Source organism: Aeromonas sp. Y289-2, from assembly GCF_027705925.1.
Lineage (GTDB): Bacteria > Pseudomonadota > Gammaproteobacteria > Enterobacterales > Aeromonadaceae > Aeromonas > Aeromonas veronii.
Genome location: NZ_JAPDCH010000006.1, coordinates 21761 through 46763, shown reverse-complemented (window position 1 = coordinate 46763; position 25003 = coordinate 21761). Strand labels below are relative to the sequence as shown.

22 protein-coding genes are annotated in these 25003 nt (G+C 61.9%); 14 read left to right on the top strand and 8 right to left on the bottom strand.

All coding sequences use genetic code 11. The features are described 5' to 3' along the window. Positions 1 to 40: 40 nt before the first annotated feature. Complete coding sequence (locus OKC43_RS10885; RefSeq protein ID WP_236272698.1) at positions 41 to 1435, top strand: PepSY-associated TM helix domain-containing protein; 1395 nt, start codon at positions 41 to 43, stop codon at positions 1433 to 1435. Positions 1436 to 1510: 75 nt separating this feature from the next. Here OKC43_RS10885 and OKC43_RS10880 read toward each other — a convergent pair whose 3' ends face one another. Next, positions 1511 to 2416: a 1,4-dihydroxy-2-naphthoate polyprenyltransferase gene (locus tag OKC43_RS10880; RefSeq protein WP_236272697.1), complete on the bottom strand. Its 906-nt coding sequence runs from the start codon at positions 2414 to 2416 to the stop codon at positions 1511 to 1513. Between the two features lie 208 nt (positions 2417 to 2624). On the opposite strand from OKC43_RS10880, the gene OKC43_RS10875 reads away from it, so the two are divergent. The 8 genes from OKC43_RS10875 to OKC43_RS10840 all read left to right on the top strand — a co-directional run bounded on the left by OKC43_RS10875 (position 2625) and on the right by OKC43_RS10840 (position 13922). Beyond that, positions 2625 to 3947 carry an isochorismate synthase gene (locus OKC43_RS10875; protein ID WP_216976056.1) on the top strand — a complete coding sequence of 441 codons (1323 nt, stop codon included), beginning with the start codon at positions 2625 to 2627 and terminating at the stop codon, positions 3945 to 3947. 32 nt (positions 3948 to 3979) lie between these two features. Further along, positions 3980 to 5737, top strand: coding sequence for a 2-succinyl-5-enolpyruvyl-6-hydroxy-3-cyclohexene-1-carboxylic-acid synthase (gene menD, locus OKC43_RS10870; protein ID WP_236272696.1), 1758 nt, complete (start codon positions 3980 to 3982; stop codon positions 5735 to 5737). Continuing rightward, complete coding sequence (gene menH / locus OKC43_RS10865; protein WP_236272695.1) at positions 5697 to 6494, top strand: 2-succinyl-6-hydroxy-2,4-cyclohexadiene-1-carboxylate synthase; 798 nt, start codon at positions 5697 to 5699, stop codon at positions 6492 to 6494. The genes menD and menH overlap by 41 nt, the downstream gene beginning before the upstream one ends. Positions 6495 to 6604: 110 nt before the next feature. Further along, on the top strand, positions 6605 to 7465 hold the full coding sequence (gene menB / locus OKC43_RS10860) for a 1,4-dihydroxy-2-naphthoyl-CoA synthase (RefSeq protein ID WP_005354934.1): 861 nt from the start codon (positions 6605 to 6607) through the stop codon (positions 7463 to 7465). Next, the gene (menC, locus tag OKC43_RS10855; protein WP_236272694.1) at positions 7465 to 8394 is read left to right on the top strand and encodes an o-succinylbenzoate synthase; all 930 of its coding nucleotides are present in this window, start codon (positions 7465 to 7467) and stop codon (positions 8392 to 8394) included. The genes menB and menC overlap by 1 nt, the downstream gene beginning before the upstream one ends. Next, positions 8387 to 9814, top strand: coding sequence for an o-succinylbenzoate--CoA ligase (gene menE / locus OKC43_RS10850; protein ID WP_236272693.1), 1428 nt, complete (start codon positions 8387 to 8389; stop codon positions 9812 to 9814). Before menC ends, menE begins: the two co-directional genes overlap by 8 nt. Positions 9815 to 10033: 219 nt before the next feature. Then, positions 10034 to 12793 carry a collagenase gene (locus OKC43_RS10845; protein ID WP_236272691.1) on the top strand — a complete coding sequence of 920 codons (2760 nt, stop codon included), beginning with the start codon at positions 10034 to 10036 and terminating at the stop codon, positions 12791 to 12793. A 187-nt stretch (positions 12794 to 12980) separates the two neighbouring features. Beyond that, positions 12981 to 13922, top strand: coding sequence for a SanA/YdcF family protein (locus tag OKC43_RS10840; protein ID WP_236272690.1), 942 nt, complete (start codon positions 12981 to 12983; stop codon positions 13920 to 13922). Between the two features lie 83 nt (positions 13923 to 14005). Here OKC43_RS10840 and OKC43_RS10835 read toward each other — a convergent pair whose 3' ends face one another. From OKC43_RS10835 to OKC43_RS10825, 3 genes are all read right to left on the bottom strand, one after another. Next, positions 14006 to 14620: a superoxide dismutase gene (locus OKC43_RS10835; protein ID WP_236272689.1), complete on the bottom strand. Its 615-nt coding sequence runs from the start codon at positions 14618 to 14620 to the stop codon at positions 14006 to 14008. Positions 14621 to 14637: 17 nt separating this feature from the next. After that, entirely contained in the window at positions 14638 to 15117 is a 480-nt protein-coding gene (locus OKC43_RS10830) for a tetratricopeptide repeat protein (protein WP_236272688.1), read from the bottom strand. Positions 15118 to 15291: 174 nt separating this feature from the next. Beyond that, the gene (locus tag OKC43_RS10825; protein WP_005335957.1) at positions 15292 to 16308 is read right to left on the bottom strand and encodes a chemotaxis protein; all 1017 of its coding nucleotides are present in this window, start codon (positions 16306 to 16308) and stop codon (positions 15292 to 15294) included. Between the two features lie 201 nt (positions 16309 to 16509). Between OKC43_RS10825 and OKC43_RS10820 the strand changes: the two genes are divergently transcribed. Then, positions 16510 to 17229 carry an SDR family NAD(P)-dependent oxidoreductase gene (locus OKC43_RS10820; protein ID WP_236272687.1) on the top strand — a complete coding sequence of 240 codons (720 nt, stop codon included), beginning with the start codon at positions 16510 to 16512 and terminating at the stop codon, positions 17227 to 17229. On the opposite strand, the gene OKC43_RS10815 is transcribed toward OKC43_RS10820, so the two are convergent. Beyond that, the gene (locus OKC43_RS10815) at positions 17216 to 19282 is read right to left on the bottom strand and encodes a tRNA(Met) cytidine acetyltransferase TmcA (protein ID WP_236272686.1); all 2067 of its coding nucleotides are present in this window, start codon (positions 19280 to 19282) and stop codon (positions 17216 to 17218) included. The genes OKC43_RS10820 and OKC43_RS10815 overlap by 14 nt on opposite strands. Continuing rightward, a complete protein-coding gene (locus OKC43_RS10810) occupies positions 19279 to 19590 on the bottom strand; it encodes an HlyU family transcriptional regulator (protein WP_005354958.1) in 312 nt (103 codons plus the stop codon). Before OKC43_RS10810 ends, OKC43_RS10815 begins: the two co-directional genes overlap by 4 nt. 136 nt (positions 19591 to 19726) lie before the next feature. Here OKC43_RS10810 and OKC43_RS10805 point away from each other — a divergent pair, with 136 nt between their 5' ends. The 3 genes from OKC43_RS10805 to OKC43_RS10795 all read left to right on the top strand — a co-directional run bounded on the left by OKC43_RS10805 (position 19727) and on the right by OKC43_RS10795 (position 21184). Beyond that, positions 19727 to 19933: a bacterioferritin-associated ferredoxin gene (locus tag OKC43_RS10805; protein ID WP_005335965.1), complete on the top strand. Its 207-nt coding sequence runs from the start codon at positions 19727 to 19729 to the stop codon at positions 19931 to 19933. Positions 19934 to 20077: 144 nt separating this feature from the next. After that, the gene (gene bfr, locus OKC43_RS10800) at positions 20078 to 20554 is read left to right on the top strand and encodes a bacterioferritin (RefSeq protein ID WP_005354959.1); all 477 of its coding nucleotides are present in this window, start codon (positions 20078 to 20080) and stop codon (positions 20552 to 20554) included. 171 nt (positions 20555 to 20725) lie between these two features. Beyond that, positions 20726 to 21184, top strand: a complete 459-nt coding sequence (locus OKC43_RS10795; protein WP_005354960.1) for a methylglyoxal synthase — start codon at positions 20726 to 20728, stop codon at positions 21182 to 21184. Between the two features lie 89 nt (positions 21185 to 21273). On the opposite strand, the gene OKC43_RS10790 is transcribed toward OKC43_RS10795, so the two are convergent. Beyond that, positions 21274 to 22425 (bottom strand): iron-containing alcohol dehydrogenase, encoded by a 1152-nt coding sequence (locus OKC43_RS10790; RefSeq protein WP_236272685.1) that lies wholly within the window; start codon positions 22423 to 22425, stop codon positions 21274 to 21276. A gap of 143 nt (positions 22426 to 22568) precedes the next feature. Further along, on the bottom strand, positions 22569 to 23024 hold the full coding sequence (locus OKC43_RS10785; protein WP_236272683.1) for a hypothetical protein: 456 nt from the start codon (positions 23022 to 23024) through the stop codon (positions 22569 to 22571). 474 nt (positions 23025 to 23498) lie between these two features. On the opposite strand from OKC43_RS10785, the gene OKC43_RS10780 reads away from it, so the two are divergent. Further along, positions 23499 to 24971 (top strand): C69 family dipeptidase, encoded by a 1473-nt coding sequence (locus tag OKC43_RS10780; RefSeq protein ID WP_236272682.1) that lies wholly within the window; start codon positions 23499 to 23501, stop codon positions 24969 to 24971. Positions 24972 to 25003: the final 32 nt, after the last annotated feature.

The following is a 25003-nucleotide window of genomic DNA, read 5'->3' as shown; positions in this document are numbered from 1 at the left end:
CCACCAACCGAAAGGTTTAGCGCCCCAACAAGGATGTGCAATGAAAAACAGGGACTCGAGTCATTACCAACGGATCTGGCGCTGGCACTTCTACGCCGGTCTCTTTGTCGCCCCTTTCCTGATCCTGCTGTCACTGACCGGGATCGTCTATCTGTTCAAACCCCAGCTCGACAACCTGATGTACCCCGAGCTGATGAAGGTCGCCCCCGCCAGCCAGACCCTGAGTGCCGACCAGCTGCTGGCCAAGGCGATGATGACCATGCCCGATGCCAGCCTGCGTAAATACCTGCCGCCTGTCGCACCCGATCAGAGCGCCCAGTTCATCGTCAATCAGGGGGATCGCGAACTGACCCTGTTCCTCGATCCCGCCAGCGGCGCCCTGCTTGGCACCATGGACAACAAGTGGAATCTGCAAGCGGTGGCTCGCTCCCTGCACGCCGACCTGCTGCTCGGCACCACGGGGGACAGGCTGATCGAACTGGCGGCAGGCTGGGGGCTGGTACTGCTGCTGAGCGGCCTCTACCTCTGGTGGCCACGCAAGGGGCCCGGGGTAGGCGGCATCCTCTGGCCCAGAGTGAGCCAGCGCGGCCGCCTCTGGTGGCGCGATCTGCACGCCGTTATCGGCTTCTGGGGCGCAGGTTTCCTGTTGCTGCTGCTCTTGAGTGGCATGACCTGGACCGGTTTCTGGGGCGATCAGTTCGCCGCGGTCTGGAACCGCTTCCCGGCCGCCATGTGGAACGAGGTGCCCAAATCGGCACCGCTGGCCCGCACCCTGAATCAGGCCCATGAGCAGACCGTCCCCTGGGCGGTGGAGAATACCCCCATGCCCAGCTCGCAGCCTGTTGATGAGGGGCACGATCACGGTGCCATGAACCATGGCGAGCACGAGGGAGTGGTGATGGCACGCCAGCGCATTGCGCTGCAACAGGTGGTCGAGATCGCCCATGAGCGCGGAGTCCAACCGGGTTACAGCATCACCCCGCCGGTCGGCGACACCGGCGTCTACACCATCGCCCTGTTTGCCGACGATCCACGCAACGATGCCACCCTGCATATCGATCAATACAGCGGCAAGGTGCTGGCCGATGTGCGCTGGCAGGATTACGGCCCGGTCGCCAAGACGGTGGAGAGTGGCGTCATGCTGCACATGGGCAAGCTCTACGGCTGGCCCCACCAGCTCGCCATGCTGCTTATCTGCCTGATGGTGCTGGCCAGCGCCATGAGTGGTCTGTGGATCTGGTGGTGCCGTCGTCCGCAGGGCCGTCTCGCCGCACCGCCGCTGCCTGCCAAACTCCCGTCAATGCGCGGTGCCATCGCCCTGCTGATCCTGCTGGGGATCGCCATCCCGCTGGTGGGCACCTCCATGGTCGCCATCTGGCTGCTGGATACCCTGATTTTCTCCCGCCGCACGCTCAAAGTGGCTCGAGCCAGCTAAACCGGCCAAAACCAAAAAGGGCTCCCATCTCGGGAGCCCTTTTTATTGTTCGCCTTGGCGAGCTGCGACCAGCTGTCAGGAGAGCGCCACCCCGATGGAGAGCAGCAGGCTGAACAGAAACGCGCTGATGGCGGTCTTCTTGAGGGAACCGGTCAGCACCTCGCCATCGTAGCTTTCGCGAAGAGTCTTGGCCGCATCGCTGAGGGGCTTCATGGCGGGCAAGAAGATCCACGGCCAGAAGCTGGCGGGCTGGATCAGGATAAAGGCGATGGTTGCCAGCAACGCCGCCCCCAACAGTACCCAGTGATAAGCGATGGCGCGGTTGCGGCCAAGGCGCACTGCCAGGGTGATCTTGCCGCTGGCGGCGTCGGTCTCGATATCGCGCACATTGTTGATATTGAGCACGGCGGTGGCCAGCAGACCACAAGCGGTGGCAGGCAGCAGCAGATCCCACTCCAGCGTCTTGGTGAAGAGGTAGTAGGAGCCGAGCACCCCCAGCAGACCGAAGAAGAGGAACACCGAGATATCGCCAAACCCGCGATAGCCGTAGGGAGTCTTGCCGACCGTGTAGGTCACCGCCGCGACAATCGCTGCGCCACCCAGCACCACAAACGCCAAAATCTGCAGCCACTGGCCACCGAAGGCACAGCCCAGCAGCAGCAGGCCACTGGCCACCGCCGCCAGTGCTGTCAGCCCCATCGCCACGCACATCTGCTTTTTGGTGATAAGGCCGGAGACCACTGCCCGCTGCGGGCCGATCCGCTCACCGTTGTCAGCGCCGGAGACCGCATCGCCGTAATCGTTGGCCAGATTGGAGAGGATCTGCAGCAGGATGGCGGTCAGCAGGGAGAGCGCCATGATGGTGCCATCGAAGGCGCCACGACTGGCAGCCAGCCCCGAGCCCAGCAGGATGGAAGAGCAGGCGAGCGGCAGTGTTCGCAAACGCGCCGCCAGCAACCAAACAGAGAAGGTATTTGTCATTTTGTGATGGCCAAACAATCGGATATTGATCGTGTTAAGGGTTATCGAACCGGATTTGGGTATACTTGGCCCCGGAGAGTGAAGCTCCCGCGGGCGATTTACATGGACGAATGGGCAGATAATATATAGGAAATCATCGCCCTTTGGCATAAACCTACGGCATCCAGCTACCGGATCGCTCGTTACTACCCGGCTCAGACAAGAATCCATGTTGGCTCAGACCCATATCAAGCAACAACTGGACGCCCTGCGTCACAGCAACGTCAGCGGCTTCGTACGGTTGCGAGTGGCGATCGAAATCCGCTCCTTTCTGGGCTGGCTCGCGGCGCAAACCCTCTATCCCCGCATCTACTGGCAGGCCCGTGGAGAGGCTCGTCCCGAGTATGTCGCGCTGGGCGCCATCCATGAACTGACCGAACCGCACGCCATCAAGCAGGTGTGCACTAACACAGCCAACCAGCATCATGACGACAGCCCTCGCTACTATGGCGGACTGGCGTTCGATCCGGCCCAGTCCGGCTGGCAAGGGTTTGGCCCCTGCCGTTTCGTGCTGCCCCGCATCGAGCTGGTGCGCCGTGGCGAGTGCGTCAGTCTCTGCCTCAACCTCTGGCTGGATGAAAACAATCTCGAGGCCGAACTGCAGGCGGCCGACGCCGCCCTCGATGCCCTGCGCCCGGAAGCCCCGCTGCCCGCCCTGCAAAAGCAGCCTTGGCAGCGACAGGATTGCCCCGGCCACGCCCAGTGGCAGACACTGGTGGAGCGCGTCACCGCCCCCGATTTTCAGGCGCACACTCCCAAGGTGGTGCTATCGCGGGAGAGCGTGCTGACCAGTCCGAACCATGATGCGGATATCAATCCCTGGGCCATGCTCGACCAGTGGGCCCGCCACGCCCAGGACTGCTTCCACTTCGGTTTTCAATTCTCCCCCGAGCAGGCCTTTATCGCCTGTTCTCCCGAGCGGCTCTACCGCCGGGAAGATCGCCACCTCTTTACCGAGGCGCTGGCGGGCACCATTCGCCGCTCCGGTGATGAAGAGGTCGATGCCCAACTTGCCGCCGAGCTGCTGGCCGACAGCAAGAACCGGCTGGAGAACCGGCTGGTACACGCCGACATCCTGAGCCGACTGGCGCCACTGACCCACGATGCCACCCTGACCGAGCCGCGCATTCTGAAACTGCGGCTGCTGCAACACCTCAAGTGCGATATCGAAGCCGAGCTCAAGCCCGGGGTCTGCGACTGGCAGCTGCTCGACGCCCTCCACCCGACTCCCGCTGTGGGCGGCGCTCCGCGCGAGGCAGCGCTCGCCTTTATCCGCGAGTTCGAACCCTACGATCGGGGCTGGTACGCCGGAGCCTGCGGCATGCTGAGTCGGGAGACGTCCGAGTTCTCGGTCGCCATTCGCAGCGCCCGCATTCAGCCGGGCAGCGTCACCCTGTTTGCCGGTGCCGGCATTGTCGCCGGTTCCGAGCCTGTCGCCGAGTGGGCCGAACTCGACAACAAGATCGCCAATGTGCTCTCCCTGCTGGGATAGTCATTCACCCTTTTCACGCTACGAGAGCCCCTATGCCCACCCGTAAAGAGCCTGCCAGCGAAGAGTTTGCCTGCACACCGTTTTCGAGCCAGCACGCCACCTTCAATCACGTCTGGTCCTCCCTCTTGCTGGAGGAGCTCTTTCGCCTCGGGGTGCGCGACATCGCGCTGGCCCCCGGCTCCCGCTCTGCGCCGCTGACCATGGCCGCCGCGGCCCATTCGGGCTTTCGTCGTCACCTGCACTTTGACGAGCGCGGTCTCGGCTTTATGGCGCTGGGGCTGGCCAAGGGGAGCAACCGGCCGGTGGCGGTGATCATGACCTCGGGTACCGCGGTAGCCAACCTCTGGCCCGCGGTGGCTGAGGCCCAGCTCACCGGCGTGCCACTGATTATTCTCTCCGCCGATCGCCCTCACGAGCTTATCGACAACGGCGCCAATCAGGCGATCGACCAGCAGGGGATCTTCGGCCGCTACCCCGTCTATCAGCAGAACCTGCCGAGCCCCACCCCGACCATTCCGGCGGCGTTTGTGCTGAGCTCGGTGGACCAAGCCTTGGCCAAACAGGCGCTCACCCCCGGGGTGGTGCACTTCAACTGCATGTACCCCGAGCCCCTCTACCCGGGCGAGCACTATCAGGATTTCTCCGACTATCTGGCCCCTCTCGGCGACTGGCTCGGCTCGCACAAGCCATGGAGCCCGTGGCAACAGAGCGCGGCAAGCTGCCCCCCTCAGGCGGAGTGGGAAACCTTTCGCCAACAGCGCGGCATTATTGTCGCCGGCAGGATCACTGACCCCGAACAGGCACAGGTGGTCGCCGAACTGGCAGAGCAACTTGGCTGGCCGTTGCTGGCGGATCTGCAGAGCCAGATCCGCTTCGATTGCCGTAACCTCATCCACATGGATATGGCGCTCAACGACCTTGAATTCGTCGCCGAGCTGGGCCGCGCCGAGGTGCTGCTGCAATTTGGCGCGCGGCTTGTCTCCAAGCGGCTCGGCCAGTTCATAAAACACCATTCATGGCAGGATTACTGGCTGGTGGATCCGCAACCGGCGCGGCTCGATCCCGACTACCGGCTGCGCAACCGGCTGCTCTGCAGTGCCAGCGCCTTTGCTGCGGCCCATCCGGTCACCACACAAGCCCCTTGGCACACATTGGCCGAGCTGCAACATAACGCCAGCCAGCAGATCGCCGCTGCCTGCGAGCACTTCTCCGAGCTTGGGGTCTGCCATCGCCTCAACCGCCTGATCGAAGGCCAACTGTTTGTCGGCAACAGCATGCCAGCCCGACTGATGGATATGCTCGGCGAAACGGGCAAGGGGCCGAGCCGGGTGATGACCAACCGTGGCGCCTCCGGCATCGATGGCCTGATCGCCACCGCCTACGGGTTTGCCCAATCAATCGAGCAGGACAGTGATGAGCCCACCACCCTGCTGCTTGGCGATCTCAGCGCCCTGCACGATCTCAATAGCCTAGCCCTGCTCAGCAAGGCGAGCCGACCGCTGGTGGTGATCCTGCTCAACAACGATGGCGGCAGCATCTTTCGTATGTTGCCGGTGCCCACCGAAGGGGAGCTGCTGGAGAGCTACTACCGGCTGCCCCACGGTCTCAGCTTTGAACATGCCGCAGCCATGTTTGGTCTCGCCTATCGGGCGCCGACCACCCTGCTCGAGTTCGAACGCGATTACAGCGCCGCCCTCAAACATGGCGTTACCTTGATCGAGATCCGGGTACCGAGCGAGCAGGTGGCCGATGATCTCAAGGCGCTGGGGGCCGCCATCCGTGGTAAATAAAGATGCCAATGTGCCGCTGGTGCTGCTGCACGGCCTGCTGGGGGATAGCGGCGACTGGCAACCGGTGATCGACCGGCTGCCCGCCATCCGCTGCATCGCCCTCGATCTGCCGGGTCACGGCCAGTATCGCGATCTCAACGTCAGCGACTTTGAGCAGAGCCACCAGTGGCTGGTCGCCGAGCTGACCAGCCGCAACATTGAACGCTATCTGCTGGCGGGTTATTCGCTGGGTGGGCGACTGGCCCTCTATCACGCCAGCCGCGAGCCCGCCGGGCTGCGGGGGCTGCTGCTGGAGAACTGCCACCCGGGGCTACCGGCCAGTGAACGGGCCGCCCGCATCCAGCACGATGAACGGTGGGCGCAGCGCTTTGAGCGTGAGCCCCTGGCTGATGTGCTGGCAGACTGGTACCGGCAAGGGGTGTTTGCCGATCTTGACGATGCGGCCCGGGCCCGCCAGATCGCCCGCCGCCTTGGCAACGACGGTCAGGGCATCGCCACCATGCTGCGCGCCACTTCGCTAGGCAAGCAGCCGGATCTCGCCCCCTGGCTCATGGCGAGCCAGCTGCCGGTCACCTGGGTGAGTGGCAAGCGGGATCACAAATTCCATCAGCTGGCTTGCCAGCTGGCGAACCAGGATCGCAGAATCAACCACTTGGTGCTGGATGGCGGCCATAATCTGCACGCCCATCAGCCTGATAACTTTGCCCGACTCCTCGCGGAGTGGGTCAACCAACAAGAAGAGACGAGTCATGATTGAAGCAATGACGGAAGCTGAACTGTATGCACCTGTTCAACATGCCAGGATTGCTCAACTCAGAGTTCAACTCGGTGCTCAACTGCACTCTCCCAGATCAGAAGGAAAAAACCATGATTGAAGCAATGACGGAAGCGGAACTGTACGCTCCGGTTGAGTGGCAGGATTGCTCCGCCGGTTACGAGGACATCCTCTATCACAAGTCCAACGATGGCATTGCCAAGATCACCATCAACCGTCCCCAGGTGCGCAACGCCTTCCGCCCCCGCACCGTCAAAGAGATGCTGCAGGCGCTGGCCGATGCCCGTTATGACGATCAGATCGGCACCATCATCCTGACCGGTTTTGGCGAGAAAGCCTTCTGTGCAGGTGGCGACCAGAAGATCCGTGGCGACTACGGTGGATACCGTGATGACGAGGGGACTCACCACCTCAACGTGCTCGACTTCCAGCGCGACATCCGCACCTGCCCGAAACCTGTGGTTGCCATGGTGGCCGGTTACGCGGTCGGTGGCGGTCATGTGCTGCACATGATGTGTGACCTGACCATCGCCGCTGACAACGCCCAGTTTGGCCAGACCGGCCCGAAAGTGGGCTCCTTCGACGGCGGTTGGGGTGCTTCCTACATGGCTCGTATCGTCGGCCAGAAGAAGGCCCGCGAAATCTGGTTCCTTTGCCGCATGTACGATGCCCAGCAAGCCCTCGACATGGGTCTGGTCAACACCGTCGTGCCGCTGGCGGAACTGGAGCGTGAAACCGTGCGCTGGTGCCGTGAAATGCTGCAAAACAGCCCGATGGCGCTGCGTTGCCTGAAAGCCGCCCTCAACGCTGACTGTGATGGGCAGGCGGGCTTGCAGGAGCTGGCGGGCAATGCCACCATGCTCTTCTACATGACCGAAGAGGGTCAGGAAGGCCGCAACGCCTTCAACGAAAAGCGTCGCCCCGACTTCTCCAAATACAAGCGGAACCCCTGATGACACTAGCCCTGTATCGCTATCAACTGCCTTTTACCCAGCCACTGACCTTTCACGGCAAGGTGGAGGTGGCGCGAGAGGGGCTGTTGGTGCGCATCAACGACGGCTGGGGGGAAATCGCCCCCCTGCCCGGCTTCTCGAAAGAGAGCCTGCAACAGGCAGAGGCAGAAGCCCTTGCCACGCTGGCGGCCCTGGCCGCCGGCGATACCCCGACCCCCGTGCTGCCGTCGGTGCAATTTGGCCTCGACTGCGCACGCCGGACATGGCCGGAGCAGCGCAACCCGCTGCCGGAACCCTATCCCCTCATTCAAGGCTCCCCCCAGGAGCTGCTGCGCAACTGGAAAGAGTGGCTGCACCGCACGCCTGGCAAGGCCAAGCTGAAGGTGGCGCGCTACCCGATGCGTGACGAGCTGGCGCTGATCCGCCTGCTGTGCGACCGCCTCCCCTCCCTCAAGCTGGTGCTGGATGCCAACCAGGGCTGGACTCGCGAGGAGGCGTGGACCTTCTGCGGCCACCTCGACCCGAATCGCATCGAGTATCTGGAAGACCCTTGCGCCGACTTTGCCGACATCGCCTTTGTCGCCAACCGCACCGGCATGCCGGTGGCGCTGGACGAACTGCTGGCACAAGGCAAGCCGTGGGAACCGATCCCGCAACTGCGCGCGCTGGTGCTCAAGCCTACCCTGCTCGGTTCACTCGCCAACTGCGAAGCCCTGATCGCCCGCGCCCGCGAACTGCGGCTCAAGGTGATCATCTCCTCCTGCTTCGAATCGGATCTGGGCCTGAACCAGCTCTTTCATCTGGCGAGCGAATGGGCTCCCGAACAGGCGCCGGGTCTGGATACCCGCCGCTGGATGGCGGGCAACCTGCTGGGGGAAGATGGCAAACCGGACCTGAGCCGACTGGAGCAACTGTATTACCGTGATTGAACCCACACGTTCACCCAAACAGACACCTTGCCCGGTACGCCACCGGGCAATCACAGCCCCGAACCGCATTGCCATCCACGCCGCCTCGCCCCTCAGTTACCGCCAGCTCGATGCCCGCCTCAACAGCCTGTGCCAACAGCTGAAACAAGCCGGAGTGCGCCGTGGCGAACATCTGGCTGCGGTGGTGCGCGGTGCGCTGGAAGATGTGCTGCTGGCGTGGGCCTGCGTACGCAGCGGCGTGGTGTTCTGCCCGTTCAACCCCGCCTTTCCTCTCGAAAAGCAGAGCGAGCTGGCGGTGCAACTCGATGCCGATGCCTTCTGGTCGGCAGGGGAGATCCCGGCAGGCAACTGGCAGCCCTTGCCGCTCGACTTCACGCGCGAACTGCCAGCAAGAGAGGAAGCGTGGCCGCTGGAATCGACCCAACTCAACAATATGATCCTCACCTCCGGCTCCAGCGGTACGCCGAAAGCGGTGGTGCACCGACTCTGCAACCACCTTGCCTCGGCGCGCGGCTCTGCCACCCTCATTCCCCTTGATGAGGCCTGCGGCTGGCTGCTCTCCCTGCCGCTGTTCCATGTGGGCGGCTACGCCATCCTGTTTCGGGTCTTTCTGGCGGGTGCAACTCTGGTACTGGATCAACGTGAACGCTCCCTCAAGGAGCGGCTGGAGTGCCAGCCCATCACTCACCTCTCGTTGGTGCCAACCCAGCTCTGGCGCCTGCTGGCAGAGGGCTTTGACCCCACCCGCACCCGCCTGCGCGAGCTGCTGCTCGGTGGCGCCGCCATCCCACAGCCGCTGGTGAGCCGCCTCTGCGCCATGGGGCTCGAACCCAAGGTGAGTTATGGTCTCTCCGAGATGGGGAGCCAGGTCTGCACCGCTATCCCCGGCGATGCAGGCATAGTTGGCAAACCGCTACCGGGACGGGAGGTGTGCATCCGGGAGCAGGAGATCTGCGTGCGCGGCGCCACCCTGTTTGCCGGTTACTACCGAGATGGCGAGCTGGAACTGCCCCTCGATGACGAAGGCTGGTTTCATACCCGCGACAAGGGGAGGTTCACTGCGGCAGGGGAACTGCTGGTAGAGGGACGGCTCGATAACCTCTTTATCTCGGGCGGGGAGAATATCCAGCCAGAAACCATAGAGCAGCGACTGGTGGATCATCCCGCCGTCGCCCAGGCGCTGGTGGTGCCGGTGCCGAGCGACGAGTGGGGGCAACGCCCCGCCGCCTTTATCGACTGGCACGGCGAGCCGGTTCCCGACTCCGAACTGGCTGCCTGGATCCGCAGCACCCTGCCCGGCTTTATGGTCCCCGACCACTGGCTCCCCTGGCCCGATCTTGGCGGCAATCTCAAACCCTCCCGCCAACAGCTGGGCAAGGTAGCCCGACAACAGACCACTCGGGCACGACAAGCTGAATGAGATCGGACTCACATTTTACCGATCTTCTTTGAAAACAAAAAAAGAAACATGTGAGTCCTTACTGCGGCGCCAACCCACGATAATTCGATCAGACTCAAAAAGCTACCATCTTATTGATTTATCTGATTTTTAATTGGCAATTGATATCCCTTTGGAACTGTTTAAATTGCCTTGCGATTACTCGCAAGACAATACACAAACAAGAACAAAGGGATAAAAATGAACCGTTCAGGTACCGGGTGGCTGCGGCTGGCAGGCCCCCTGCTTTTGGCGACATCCTCGGCGCAAGCCAACTACTCCCCCAATGACTGGCGACAGTATCAGCTGACTAGCGAATCGAGCCGGCAACTGGCCGCGCGCATCACCGAGATCACCTACGAGCTCAAGGCGCGCAGCAGCAACGCCCCCTATCAGCAGCTCAGGGTCTACCGTCGCTTCGACTGGCAGAGCAGCGCTCTCGCGGCCCTTGCCGAACAGCAGTGTGGCGAGCCGCAGCTCAAGGTAGATGCGGGCTGGCAGATCCGCTTCATGCGCTGTGAAGATCGGGTTCCGGCGGGCAAGCTCATTCCCGCCAGCAGTTATGACTTTGGTTATGGCCTCAAGCAGGGTCGCTGGGAGCAGCTGGCGGGCACGCCGACCGCCCAGCGGCAGGATCGTCTGCCGCTGCCGCAAGCCATCATCCTGGGTCAGAGCGAAAGGGAGCTGGATCGCTGCGAACTCAACGCGCAGGGCCGCTGCACCGAGTCGGAGTGGCACTATCAGCCGCAGGATTGGCAGCAGTTGCAGGTACTTGAAGAGACCCCGAGTGAGCGGGATGGCCGGTTGGAGCAGATCTTCTTCCGCCTGCAACCGGTGGCAGGCAGTCAGGCGGCCGCTCAGGTCAGCGAGATCCACGTCTGGCGCCGCTATCAGTGGCAGCTGGATCAGCTCACGCCTCAGCAGGAGTGTGATGAGCCGCAGGAGCGCAAGGAGGGGAGCAACACAATCCGCTATCGCATCTGCCGTCAGGTGATCCCCGCAGGCAGCGAGGTTCAGGTAACGCTGCAAGATAGCGGCTACCAATACCCGGTCGCTGGCGGCGAGTGGCAGCCCCTGCCAGAGAGCAAAGAGTGGCAGGAGAGTCGGGTGCTCAATCGCCCCATCGTGCTGGCCAGCAAGGAGGAACAGCTGGAGTGCCGCCGCGCCAACGGTCGTCTCTGCTCCGAGCCCGAGCAGCCCGATGTGGATCTGCTCGACAGCGATGCCGCCAAACTGGTAGCCGACGTGAGCGGCCAGAACAGTCCTGCCTGGCAGGCGGATTACGGCCACGATGACGCCAAGCTGATGGCGGTGGTGCGCGGCATGCGTGCTCTGCTGGCGGCCAACCAGCCGACCCATCCGGCAATGGACAAGCTGCTCTACTATGTGCGCGCCCACAACTACCACGGCGGCGTTGGCAAAGAGAGTGATCAGGCCGCCCGGGCTCTAGCCGGGGTAATGATTGATCTGCTCAACCACCCATTGCTGCTGGGAGCTGAACCACAGGAGCAGGCTGGCACAGTGCTGGAAGCCTGGAGCGTAGCGGCGCAAGGACAACTTGGGCAAGCCGCCTTCCGCCAGAATGCCGCCCCCATGCTGGCCCAGCTCAACCAGACGCTCGCCTATGCGGTGCAACATGCGGCACAGATCAATGGCCACAAACCCTGGGCCGATGGCCTGTTCGAGCTGCTCAATCTGGTCGATCAGAGCGCCTCTTACGGTCAGCAGGCAGACTTCAGCGCAGCTGTGCTGCAACAGGAGGCGGCATTGCGCCAGAGCCTGCTGCAACTGGGCCTGAGCGAACTGGCCCTCTGGAAACAGCGCGATGGCTCACGGGATCTGTTTATCTTCAACAACATCCTCGATGCCCATAGCCGTCTCTACCAGATGATGCGCTACCTCCATCACACCAGCCCGGATAAGGCGATTGCCTATCGCCAACAGCTGGATCGCGATGTCATCGCCATCATGCGCCAGCAGGGGCTGATCCCGGGTGGACAGCATCCGGCTGCCATGCTGGAAGAGGTCTCTCTGACCCTCTCCAGCTACTACCTCACCTACACGGATCGCACCAGCGAAGCCTGTGTCAGCGGCGAGTTCGCCGGGCTTTGTACCCCGATCCGCATGGAAGATATTCTGCCGTTCGAGCACACCTGCTCACCCACCCTGCGTCTGCGCGCCCAGGATCTGACTCAGGCTCAGGCCGAAGGGATCTGCCGCGAGCTGGGTGATGAAGAGCAGCGCTTCCACCAGCAGATGGAGACTGGCTGGCAACCGGTGGCCGATGATCACAACGAGGCGCTGGAGCTGGTGATCTTCAACTCCTCCGCCGACTGGGGCCGCTACGGCAGCGCGCTGTTTGGCGTCTCTACCGACAATGGCGGCATCTATATCGAGGGGGATCCGGCTCGCCCCGGCAATCAGGCCCGCTTCTTCGCCTATGAGGCGGAGTGGAAACGCCCCGCCTTCCAGGTGTGGAACCTGCGCCACGAGTACGTTCACTATCTGGATGGTCGCTTCAACCAGTACGGCAGCTTCGGCCACTATCCGCTCAACCGCACCACCTGGTGGGCAGAGGGAATTGCAGAGTACATTGCCCACGGCCAGTGCTTTGCCCGAGGTCTGGATAACGTGGCAAACCGCCCCGCCAACCTGCGTCCGACACTGGCGGCGATCCTCCACCTTGACTACGACCAGGGTGGCGAGATGGTCTACTCCTGGTCCTATACCGTGCACCGTTTCCTCAACGATACCGGTCGCGGCGCCAGCTGGCTGGCGCTGGCACAGGCGCTGCGCAATCCGGATCGACAGCAGGCGATGAGCGACTTCGAAGGGGAGCTGGACCGCCTGATCGCCAACGACAGCGACGCCTATCAGGCGTGGCTCGCCCGGGATCTGCTGCCCTGGTGGCAAGCAAACAAGGAGTCAGACGCCTGCAAGGGCAATGACTCCGCCCACTGATAAACCTTCACCGACCAGAGGGGCTGCCACCGCAGCCCCTCGCTTTATCCTCCCGCGCTCCCGGCCTCTGCTGCGACAACCTCTGCCCGAATGAGGTGCCCGCCCGTTATCAAGCCTGACGCCAGCGGCCGAGTTGTAATAGAATGCCGATAGCCACTCCCAACTTCAGACCCTGACCGCACCGCGCATGAAGAAGTTTGCCAAGATCCTCCTCGCCTGCCTCGTTTTGCTGCTGGCCCTGATTGCCATGCTGCTGGGCTACAGCGAGTGGATCGTCTCGGATGCCCGTCACTACACCTACGATCAGGTAGACAAGGTGCCCTACAACCGAGTTGCGGTGGTGCTGGGGACCTCCAAATATCTCTCCGGTGGCGGCCCCAACCACTACTTCAAATACCGCATCAAGGCGGCGGCCGAGCTCTACAACAATGCCAAGGTGGACTTCATCATCGTCTCCGGTGACAACGCTACCGTGCAGTACAACGAGCCACGCCAGATGCGCCGCGCCCTGATCAAGGCGGGCATCCCCGCCTCCGCCATCTATATGGATTTCGCCGGATTCCGCACCCTCGACTCAGTGGTTCGCGCCAAGGAGGTGTTCGGCCAGGAGCGCTTTACCGTGGTCTCCCAGGGCTTTCATAACGAGCGGGCCATTTTCATCGCCCGCCATTTTGGTATCGATGCGGTCGGCTTCAATGCCGAGGATCCCAGCGCCTATCAGGGGATCCGCACCCGGGTGCGGGAAGTCTTTGCCCGCCTGATGGGGTTGCTCGACCTCTATGTACTGGACAAGGGGCCCAAGTTCCTCGGCGCTCCTGTGCCCATCGGTCTGCCTGTGCCTTGCCAGTCACTGAGCACCATCGGCAGCCTGCAACCCTGCCTCAAACAGCCCAAACCGGCGGTGGATGAGGCCAAGCCAGCGGCAGTATCTGCCGCGGTTGCCACCGAGTCGGCTACTCCATCAGCCTCGGCCGCGACTGAACAAGTCACTCCTGCTTTATCCGCAGCGGCAGCCACTGAGCCGGTCACTCCCGCCAAATCCGCTGCAGAAACCGCCGCCGAGATGCCCAGCGCGGCCTTGCCCACATTGCCGATGACCCCTTCAGCCGTCAGCACAGCCGCACCATAAACAGATGACCCGCCAACTGGCGGGTCCTGTTATTGCAGCGCAGGTTGTGGCGGTGAGCCTGCCCCCCCATACCCAGCGACAGGTCAGCCTCGCGCCGCCTGATAACGGCGGGCCACTTCGGCCCAATCCACCACCTGATAGAAGGCTGCGATATAGTCAGGACGCTTGTTCTGGTACTTGAGATAGTAGGCGTGCTCCCACACATCCAGCCCCAGGATCGGGGTATGGCCATGCATCAGGGGACTATCCTGATTGGCACTGCTCTCCACCTGCAATCTGCCCGCCTTGTCCACCACCAGCCAGGCCCAGCCGCTACCAAAGCGGCTCAGGGCAGCCTGAGTGAAGGCCTGCTTGAAGGCATCGAATCCCCCCAATTCCCGCTCGATGGCCAAAGCCAGTTCACCACCCGGCTCACCGCCCCCCTGCGGGCTCATCACCAGCCAGAACAGGGAGTGGTTGGCATGGCCGCCGCCATGGTTGCGGACCGCCCCCTGCAAGGTGGCGGGCAAAGTATCGAAGCGGCGCAGCAGAGCCTCTACCGGCATTGCGGCCAGCTCGGGCGCCGTTTCCAGTGCGGCGTTGAGGTTGTTGATATAGGTCTGGTGATGACGGCTATGGTGGATCTCCATGGTCAGTGCATCGATATGGGGTTCCAGTGCGTCGTAGGCATAGTTGAGGGCTGGCAGGGTATGGCTCATGATGACCTCTGTTCGGATTAATGGAGCCGGGATGAGGGCTCGCTCTGACACAGGCAGTGACCGAGCGAGCGCATGATCCCGGCGTGGCTGCCGTGGCGCTGTACGAACGTCAGCAACTCGGCACGGGTTGTGCGGGTATGGCGCAAAGCCGCCTCTCGCAGGCGAGAGGAGCAAGCGGGGGAGTGACAGGTCGCCAGCAAGCAGTCGTGCACATAGCAGAGCAGGTCGGCGGCGCGATCGGGCAGTGTCATGGCCACCAGCAGATCCGCCAGATTGTGGTGAGCCATAACCAGCGCAGCCACCGCCTCATCGGCGTCATGCCACTGCACCAATTGCTGACGAGCCAGCCAGAGCGCCTGCTGATAATGAGCCAGCGCCTGATGATACTCGCCGCAGTCAAACAGCCGGTTGCCCTCTCTGGTCTGCTGTTTCCAGTGACTCATGCTGCTGCCGCCTTCGGTCGACTCGACCCACCCCTTCACCCAGGTTGCTGTCATATGCTTCACACCAACAAATGATAATAATTATCATTACACAAATAATATCCGGGAGGCAAGGGGCGTCGGGATCGCAGCAAACAGCCAAAACAGCGCGGCCACCCCTTGGCGAGGAGTGGCCGCTTGAGGCTCCGGTCAGTGGATTCGACAGGCTAATTGGAAGTTAACGGCAGGTCAGATGTTGTTGGCTGGCGAAGGCGGGGCGATCCCCAGCAGCATATGGTCCATCATCCCCACCATGCGCCCTATCTCGGGCTTGGTGATGGTATCGTTGGCCCCCAGTTGTAGCGCTTTCTGGCGGTTGTCATCGCTCATCAGGGAGGAGAACATCACTATGGGCATCTCCTTGTAGGAGGGGGTATCCCGCAGTCGCTTGAGCAGGTGCATGCCATCCATGCGCGGCATCTCCACATCGGTGATCACCGCGTTGACAAAGCCGGTCACCGGCATTCTCTCCTCCTGGGCCAGGCGATCGAAATCCGTCATCATCTCCAGTCCCTCGCCCCCATCCTTGGCCGTAATCACGTTGTAGCCAGCGGTGCGCAGGGTGGTTTCGATCATCTTGCGGATAAAGGCCGAGTCGTCCACCACCAGAATTGTTTTGCCCTGGCGCAGCGCCATCATGCGATCGTCGATGAGCACCTTGCGATCCTGGGTGACGTCGTATTTCTCCATGCTGAGCTCGGGGTTGATATCAGCGATGATCTTCTCGAAATCGAGGATCATGATGAGGTTGCCATCGCGCCTGACCACGGCCACCACGCAGTCGTTCTCCCCCGCCTCCAGAAACTGGCTGGGTGACTCCACATCCTCCCAGGAGACCCGGTGGATCCTGCTGACACTGTCGATCAGAAAACCGTTGGCCATCTTGTTGAAGTCGGTGACAATCACCACCTTGTGGCTGGGGTCAGGGTTGGTTTTGATGCCGAGCCAGCCCGCCAGATCCACCAGCGGGATGAGCCGATCCCGCAGGGAGAAGACCCCCACCATATGACGCTGGGCGTTGGGGTAATCTGTGGTCTCCGGCACCCGGATCACCTCGCGTACCTTGGCGACGTTGATCCCGTAATAAGCGGTTTTTTCACGGCCGTCCGGTAGCTGCTTCTTGAGGTGAAACTCGATGATCTCAAGCTCGTTGGTGCCACTTTCGGTCAGGATAGATTTACGCTCTTCCCCATCTTTGGACATCATGGTGACTCTCATTCTGGTTGCGCGGGCAGCAGACCGCTGCGGTTTTCCCTCAGTATAGGAATGGAATTCACCCAACGGCTCGGATCTCGGCAAGATTGCAGCGTTAACCGCTTGATCCCGCTGGCTGGCACGATCGTATCTGCCAATCAGGACAACATTGGCAGATGGAGAAATCCATCATGTACTCACAAGGAGCCTGAGATGAGTGAAGGTATCGTCGTGATTGGCGCTTCTGGCGGGATCGGGGCGGCTCTGGTGACACACTGGTTGGCGGTGGGTGTCGGGCCAGTGCTTGCCATCAGTCGTCAGCCCGCACCAGCAGGGGCCTCTTCGCCGGCCCTGCACTGGCTATGTTGTGACTACAGCGATGAGCAGATGACAGAAGTGGTGGCCCGCATCGCGGAGTTGGCGCCGAAACCGCACAGGGTGGTGATCTGCAACGGCATCCTGCATCAGGGGGAGATTCAGCCAGAGAAGCGACTCGAAGCAATAAATCTCGATGCCATGACCCGCGTCTACCAGACCAATGCCTTGCTGCCGCTGCGCTGGATCAGCCAGTTGTTACCGCTGTTTGGCCGCGAGCCTTGCACTCTGGCCGTTCTCAGCGCTCGGGTCGGCAGCATTGGCGACAACCGAGCGGGCGGCTGGTATGGCTATCGCGCATCCAAGGCCGCCCTCAACATGCTGCTCAAGTGTGCCGCCATCGAGCTGGCCCGGCGGGCCCCAGGCGTCAAATTGCTGGCTTTCCACCCCGGCACAGTGGATACCCAACTCTCTCGCCCGTTTCACGCCAATGTACCGCCAGGAAATGTGCAGAGTCCCGAGCTGGTAGCCGACCATCTGATTAACCAGATGAACCGGCTGCAACCGGATGGCGAACTTAGCTTTCTCGACTGGCAGGGCAAACCTATCGAGTGGTAGAGGAACTCAAGAGACGCGCCAGCAGCGCCCGCAACCTCTTGATCACGGCGGGCTTGCCCGCCAGTTGCAACCTCGCAGCCAGTCTTCCCCAGTCGGCATATTGCCAGATGGCTGCGATCAGCAGATAACGCTCGTCAGGAGTCAGCGAAGCCAGCACAGCCAGATGGCGTGCCAGCCACAGCTGCAAGCTGGATTGGCTCAGTTCGAACGGCTTGTGATGCAGGGCAAAGCACTCAACCTCATCGCGCTCGAACTCGCCAAGCTCAGCCGCGGTGACGGTGCTGCCTTGCAGACATTGCCATACTAGCTCGGGCTCCAATCCTTTCAACTCACCCGCCAGCAGGGTCGGCAGCTGGCGTACAAAACGCTGCTGCCATTGATTCAACTCGATCTCATGCTCGGGTTTCAGCGCTTTGAGCAGCAGGGCTGCGTGGCAGCCGCTGGCGGCATCCCGCTGCAGGCCGATGCGCAGCACCGTCAATCCAGCCTTGCGCCAGAAAGGGAGCAGGTCGGCGCTGGCCGAAAAGGCAGAACCGAGGTAATCGATCCCCGCCTGACGATAATGTTCTTCAAGCCTGCCAAGCAGTAGCGATCCCAGTCCGTGCCGGTGCAGCTCGGGATGGATGGCGATACGCATCACCCGGGCGTAGCTGCGCCCCCCCGCCGTTTTAAAACCGGCGTGGGCCAGCAGCGACTGGGGCAGCAGATGGCCGCGCGGACGGCGGCGACCGGCCCAGATCGCCTCGGCCAGCTCGGGCTCTATCTCCCCTTCCCGCGCCACCAGCGCTACTCCCAGCAGGCTCGCATCCTGCTCCAGCAGATGGATGTCGAGATCCGGGCTCTCCAGCAGGGATCTGAGATCACTCGGCGTTGTCTGGTAGTGAGCCAGCACCAGCAGGCCAAAGAGCTGGTTGAGCAGCGCCTCGTCGCTCGCCAGCGCCTCTTGACTGACCAGACGCCAGCTCGGGCTGGTAGGCGGCAAGAGCGTTGCCACTTCGGCATCAAGCCCCAGCAGGCGGAAAATCAGCGGCTCCAGCGGATCGCGCTTACTCCAGCGAATAGGCTCAGAGAGGTGGATCTCCTGCCACTCCGGGGTCTGGCTATCGAGCACCCGCTTGAAGCGCAGGTGAAAACCGCGCCCCGTCCCCTCGTAACCGTGCTCGGTGGTGGCAAACACGATGCGGCTGTGGCGGGCCAGCATGGCCTCGAGCAGCGGGGTCGGAATGGCAGCCGCTTCATCCACCAGCAGCAGATCGGGATTCATCGCCTCGTGCACCAGCCGATCCGGCGAGCAGTAGCTCAGCCCTGCCAGCTGGTCAGGAGTAGTATCTAGCCCGCGAGCGGCGTGGGCAAACAGGGTCGCTACCGTTGCCTGCGAGGGGGCCGTCACCACTATGTTCAGCGCGGGCTGCTGGCGCAGCAGCTCGGCGGCAGCCAGCCCCAGCAGCGCACTCTTGCCACGACCGCGGTCGGCGCTCAGCACCAGCGGACGGCGGCGATGGCCCTGCAACACCTTGTGGATAGCGGGCAGTGCCCGTGTCTGATCGCAGCTCAGCCTGCGCTCCGGCCCAATCGGTTGCCACGGCTGCGAGCAAACCGGCGGATCCAGAGAGAGGGCAGGATCACCTTCCAGCAACCGCACCAGCCGGGCGATAAAGCCGTGCCCGGCCCGACCCGCCTCCTCCGGCTGGGCCACCAGCCGGATCCGGTCGGGATCCGGCCATGAAGGCCACTGCGCTCTGGGCGGCGTCAGCAACAACAGCAAGCCACCGGCGCGCAGAGTGCCCGCCAGCGCCCCGAAGGCGTCGGGATGAAAGCCGCTGAAGGCGTTGAATACCAGCGTGTCGCACTCCTGACCGAGCCGCTGCAGCGCCTTGGCGGCGGGTTGCGGGGCATAACTCTCGGGCCCGGCACCCAGCCAGAAGACTGTCTCGCCGAGCAGGGATTGGGCGCGGGCAATGCAGTCGGTCTCCTCCCCCTCCAGCCAGATAAGACGCCGCTCACCGGCGCGGGCCAGCACCTCGCGCAACAGGGTGACCTCTTGCTGTGTCATGAAGCTTGGCTGTCAGCCGGTTTGCGGGGCTCGAACATGCGATCTCCCATCTGATCGATAAAGGTGTGAGCCTTTTGCACCATGAAACGCTCGGCATCAGCCGGATTGGCAAACAGATCGGAGCGGATGAAACGGTGAGTTTGCAGCACGCCGTCCAGCTCCTTGGTGATCCGCCCTGCCAGTCGGTACTGGCCACCTTCGGCCATGGGTTCCGGATAGATGAGATAGCCGGCATATTCAGTGGGAGTGACTTCCGGCGCCTTGGTCGGCTCGCCCCCGAACAGGGCGCTGAACAGTTTCTTGAGCATGGTGATCTCCTCTGGTTGCCAGCATTGTCCCCAAGGGGTTGCACAGTGGCAAGCAGGGGATCTTATTACCAATGGTTATTTGCACTACGAACCATTCTCATTTAGATTTCATCTCATTCCACAAGAGGTGACCATCATGTACGTCTGTTTGTGCCGCGGCATCACAGATACCCAGATCCGCAAAGCGGTGCAGTCAGGTAAAAGCGAATTCCGCCAGCTCAAGCAGTCGCTCGAGGTGGGCGCCCAATGTGGCAAATGCGTGCGCATGACCATGGAGATCATCGCTGCCGAACTCGACAAGATGGAGCAGGAGCAACCCGTGCTCTACTACGAAGTGGCCTGATCCGGATACCTCTTTTCTGATGCGACCCGCCAACAGGGTCACCCCTTTTCTCAGGCGAGCTGGCTCGCCAGACCTCTTGTTGTCACTTTTCTGGACTAAGCTCTAACGATCGGAGCCTCAGGCACGAACCAAGGAGCACTGTCGATGAAAGGAGATCCCAAGATCATTGCCCACCTCAACAAGGTGCTGGCCAATGAGCTGATTGCCATCAACCAATACTTCCTGCACGCCCGCATCTACGATGACTGGGGCCTCAAGGCGCTCGGGCACAAGGAGTATCACGAGTCCATCGATGAGATGAAACACGCCGACGAGCTGGTCAAACGCGTGCTGTTTCTCGAAGGGCTGCCCAATTTGCAGGATCTGGGCAAGCTGCGTATCGGTGAAACGGTAGAAGAGATGTTGCGCTGCGACCTGTCGCTGGAGATGGATGCCATCCCCGACCTCAAGGTAGCCATCGCCTACGCCGAGTCGGTGCAGGACTACATCAGCCGCGACCTGTTCCAGGAGATCCTGGAGGATGAGGAGGAGCATGTGGACTGGCTGGAGACCCAGCTAGACCTTATCGATCGCATCGGGCTGGAGAACTATCAGCAGTCGCAACTGCACCACGGCTCCTGAGCCCGCAGGCCAGCAAGCAAAGAGACCCGCCAGCGCGGGTCTCTTCATTTGAGCAGCCATGACCCGAAAACTTTTCGACAGGATCACAGTTAATACGCCCGACACAGCATCTGTCATGGCTTTCGATTAGGATACGGCTCTCTTCCAATAACAATGCTACGGACGATTTCCATGGAACAGATTGCACGCGAGATGGCGCCCCACAAACGGGTGGCTCTGGTGGCTCACGACAACATGAAGACCCCTCTGCTGAACTGGGTGATGCGCCGCAAGGAGGAGCTCAAGCTCCACCATCTTTACGCCACCGGCACCACCGGCACCATGCTCGGCAAGCAGGCGCAACTGCCCATCACCTGCCTCTTCTCCGGCCCCATGGGGGGCGACCAGCAGCTCGGCGCCCTGATCGCCGAAGGGAAGATCGACGTGCTGATCTTCTTCTGGGATCCCCTCAATGCGGTGCCGCACGATCCGGACGTGAAGGCGCTGCTGCGGCTGGCAGCGGTCTGGAACATCCCGGTCGCCACCAACGAGGCGACCGCCGATTTCATTATGGACAGCCCCCATATGCGGCAAGCATTCAGCGTGCAGATCCCGGATTACGCCGGTTATCTCAAGGCGCGTACCGAGTGATCGGCTAACCCGTCATGCAAGAGGGCCGCAACAAGCGGCCCTCTTTAATTGGGAAAATGAATCAGCCAGGGAAACAAACCGGCGCCGGCTTATAGCGCGCGGGCGAGAATGCGCGCCACCCGATCCGGGTCGATATCCTGCTGCTCCCCAAGTGCGGTGCGCCCCACCCGCTTGAGGTTGGAGCAGACCGCCGGAATGCAACTTTCGCTGAGGCCATAGTCGGCCAGCCGGGTACCCAATCCCATCTTCTGAAAGAACTGCTCGGTGCGGATGATCACCTCCTCGATGCGCAGGGCCTTGTCCTCGCGGGTCGAATGCCACACCCGTTCGGCAAACTGGGCCAGCTTGTCCTGCTTCTGGCTCGCCCGCTCACGCAGCAGTGAGGGGAGCACCACCGCCAAGCTCTGGCCGTGATCCAGCCCATAGAGCGCCGTCAGCTGATGGCCGATGGCGTGAGAGGCCCAATCCTGCGGCACTCCGCAACCGATAAGGCCGTTGAGCGCCAGACTGGCGGCCCACATCAGATTGGCCCGTACCTGATAGTTGGTCGGCTCCGCCAGCGCCCTGGGGCCGTTCTCCACCAGCACCTGCAGCAAACCTTCCGCCAGCCGATCCTGTACCTCGCCTCCCACCGGAAAGGTGAGGTACTGCTCGGCAATATGGACGAAGGCATCCACCACTCCATTGCCGGTCTGGCGAGGTGGCAGACTGTAGGTGGTCGCCGGATCGAGCACCGCAAATTGCGGTTGCACCAGCGGGCTTCTGAAGGAGATCTTCACATCCCCCCGGCTCACCACCGAGGTGGGATTGCTCTCGGAGCCGGTGGCTGGCAGGGTCAGCACACAGCCCATCGGCAGCGCCTTGTGCACACTCGCCTGCTTGCCGCAGATATCCCAGGGCTCATCCCCCTCGTAGCAGGCGGCGGCTGCAACAAACTTGGTGCCATCGACTACCGAGCCGCCACCGACCGCCAGCAGGAAGTCGATGCGCTCACGCTTCACCAGCGCCACCGCCTCCATCAACAGCTCGTACCTGGGGTTGGCGCCGATGCCGGAGAACTCCTGCCACGTCACCCCTTCCAGGGCCCGGGTCAGCTGCTCATAGACGCCGTTTTGCTTGATGCTGCCTCCGCCATAGAGCACCAGCAGCCGGCTGCCGGGCGGGATCAGTTCGGGCAGGCTGGCGATCTGCCCCTCGCCGAAACAGATACGGGTCGGATTGGCATATTGGAAGTTGTACACGGCGGACTCCTCGACTGGCTCAATGCGCGGACATTGTGCGCCTGTGGGGAGGTGAGGTCAAAAGAGGTGGCAGAAGCTTGCCCATCGGCGGTCGACACTGGCCCATCGGTGCCGACCGGGTAGATCTCAGAACAGCGGCAGGATCAGGCAGTTTTGGCCTCATCTTTGGATGAGCTCTTCTTGCCGGTCAGGCGATCCATCGCCTCCTTGAGCATCGCCTCTCGCTGCTCGTTGAGCGGCTTGCTCTGCTCCGCCCGCTCTTCCGGCGTCAGCTTCTTGTTGTCGGCGATGGTCTTGAGCTTCTCTTCGAGCTCGTTGAACTTCTTGCGATCGAAACCGAGCGCCTTGTCCACCAGCTGCTGCACTACGCCCCCCTTGTCGGATCTCATATCCAGCGCCGGTGGCAACTTGTTGTTCTTGGCCAGATGTTCGTAGGTCAGCACCTGCTGGGCCTGGCCGGTCATGCGCTGGGTGGAGAGGCTGACCATCTCCTCCCAGCCACCACCCTGACCGCCGCTACTGGCACTGTTGAGGGTAGCGAGGGCACGGTTGTTGGATGCGCTCTGGGCAAGCTGCTGGCTGTAAGGTTTGATATCCATGGGGGCTCCAATTCGGTGCGCATCTGCGGCAATGGGCACAGGCTGATCCGGTCACATGGGGCGTCATGCCCCACCATTATCAATTAAACCAGCAAGTTACAGGCCAACTTGTCAGATGGTGCAAGATCCCGCGCTATGGCGGATCTCACCACGTCCCCCACGCAAGGCTGGCGTCAGAATCATGACTCATCTGCTGCCGGTTCTCGCTGTTTTGGCACATTTTGCCGTCCACGTGCCACGATGCCAGAGAAAAGTCAGGAACCACAGATCGATCACAAAATAAACAACCACTCAGGAATACAATTTTGGCACACATCACAACCAGCCAGCCGTGTCATGGATGATCTGTTCGTCAAACCAATAACAGGCAGACCAATCTGCCGTGCTCACTCCGCTGCCAGTTCGGAGTTGCAGCCTCCCCACACCTCATCCCCTCGTCTGACTCTCACTCACCGCAACCCTTCGGGTAAACCTATGAAAAAACACACCTTGAGTCTTCTCTCCGCCACCCTGCTCACCCTGGTTGGCACCAGTGCCGACGCCTGTACCGGCCTTATTGTCGGCAAGGGAGCCAGCTTGGACGGCAGCGTAATGATCGCCAGAAACGAGGATTTTGGCGTCAACAACTGGAACAAGTACCTCGCCTTCCGGCCCGCGCAGCAGAACGAGGGCAAAGTCTGGAAACTGGGCAACGGGCTGGAAGTGCCGATGCCCAAAGCGTTTTTCGCCTACTCCGCCATCCACGACTGGGATGCCACCACCAGCGACCCGGCAGGCAAATATTATGAAGAGCGCGGCATCAACGAGTTCAACGTCGCCATCTCGGCCACCACCAGTGCCGAGGTCAACGACAAGGCCCAGAAAGCCGATCCGCTGATCGAGAAGGGAGTGATTGAAGCCATCATCCCCACCCTGATCCTGCCGCAGGCCAGGACGGCCAAAGAGGGGGTCGAGCTGCTTGGCCGCTATGTGGAGCAATATGGCGCCGGTGAGGGCAACAGCCTCTATCTGGCGGATGTGAACGAGGCCTGGCTGATGGAGATTGGCTCCGGCCACCACTGGATCGCGGTGCGGGTGCCGGACGACAGCTACGCCATGGTGGCCAACGGCCTGCGCATTCACGGCGTCAATCTCGACAGCGTCGATGTGCTGCACTCGCCCAAGTTGCTGGAGTTCGTGCGCGAGCACAAACTGCTGGATAACGTCGACCCGAAAGATTTCAACTTCGCCAAGGCGTTCGGGGTGATTGCCGATCCCTACAACGTGGATCGAGAGTGGCTCGGCCAAAAAATGCTGACCGCCTCCCACAAACAGGCGACCCGGCAGGCGCAATATCCGCTCTTTATGAAGCCGGATGTCCCCATCGCCGTGCCGGACGTGGCCAGGCTGCTGAGCGCTACCTATGAGGGCACGCCGCTCGCGGGCAAGGCGGAGCGGCCGATCCGGGTCGATCGCCAGCTGGAATCCCACGTCATCCAGCTGCGCAAGGAGATGCCCAAAGAGCTGCAGGGGCTCATCTGGCAGAGCTACGGCGTGCTGGCCGAATCCGTGATGGTGCCGCTCTACAACACCCTGGAGTCCTATCCCCTGCCCTACCGCACCGGCAGCGACAGCTACTCCGATGATTCCGCCTACTGGCAGTTCCGCAGCCTGACCGCGCTGGCCAGCGCCGATCCGGACAAGTACCTGCCGCTGCTGCGAAACGTCTGGAGCAAGCAGAGCGCCAAGCTCTACAAGGAGGTCGCCGTGCTCGACAAGAGCCTGAAGCAGGCCTACGCCAGCGACAAGGCTACCGCCATAGGGCTGGCCGCCGACTACTCCTATGGCCAGTTGGAGCAGACCTATCAGATGGCCAAAACGCTGCGCTACAAGCTGATGACGGATCTCACCAAGCGCAGCGAGAAGAAGTATTCGCCGGAGGAGTTCAAGAAGATCATGAGCCTGTAATCGGCTCGCCAACGCAAAGAGGCTCCCAAGGG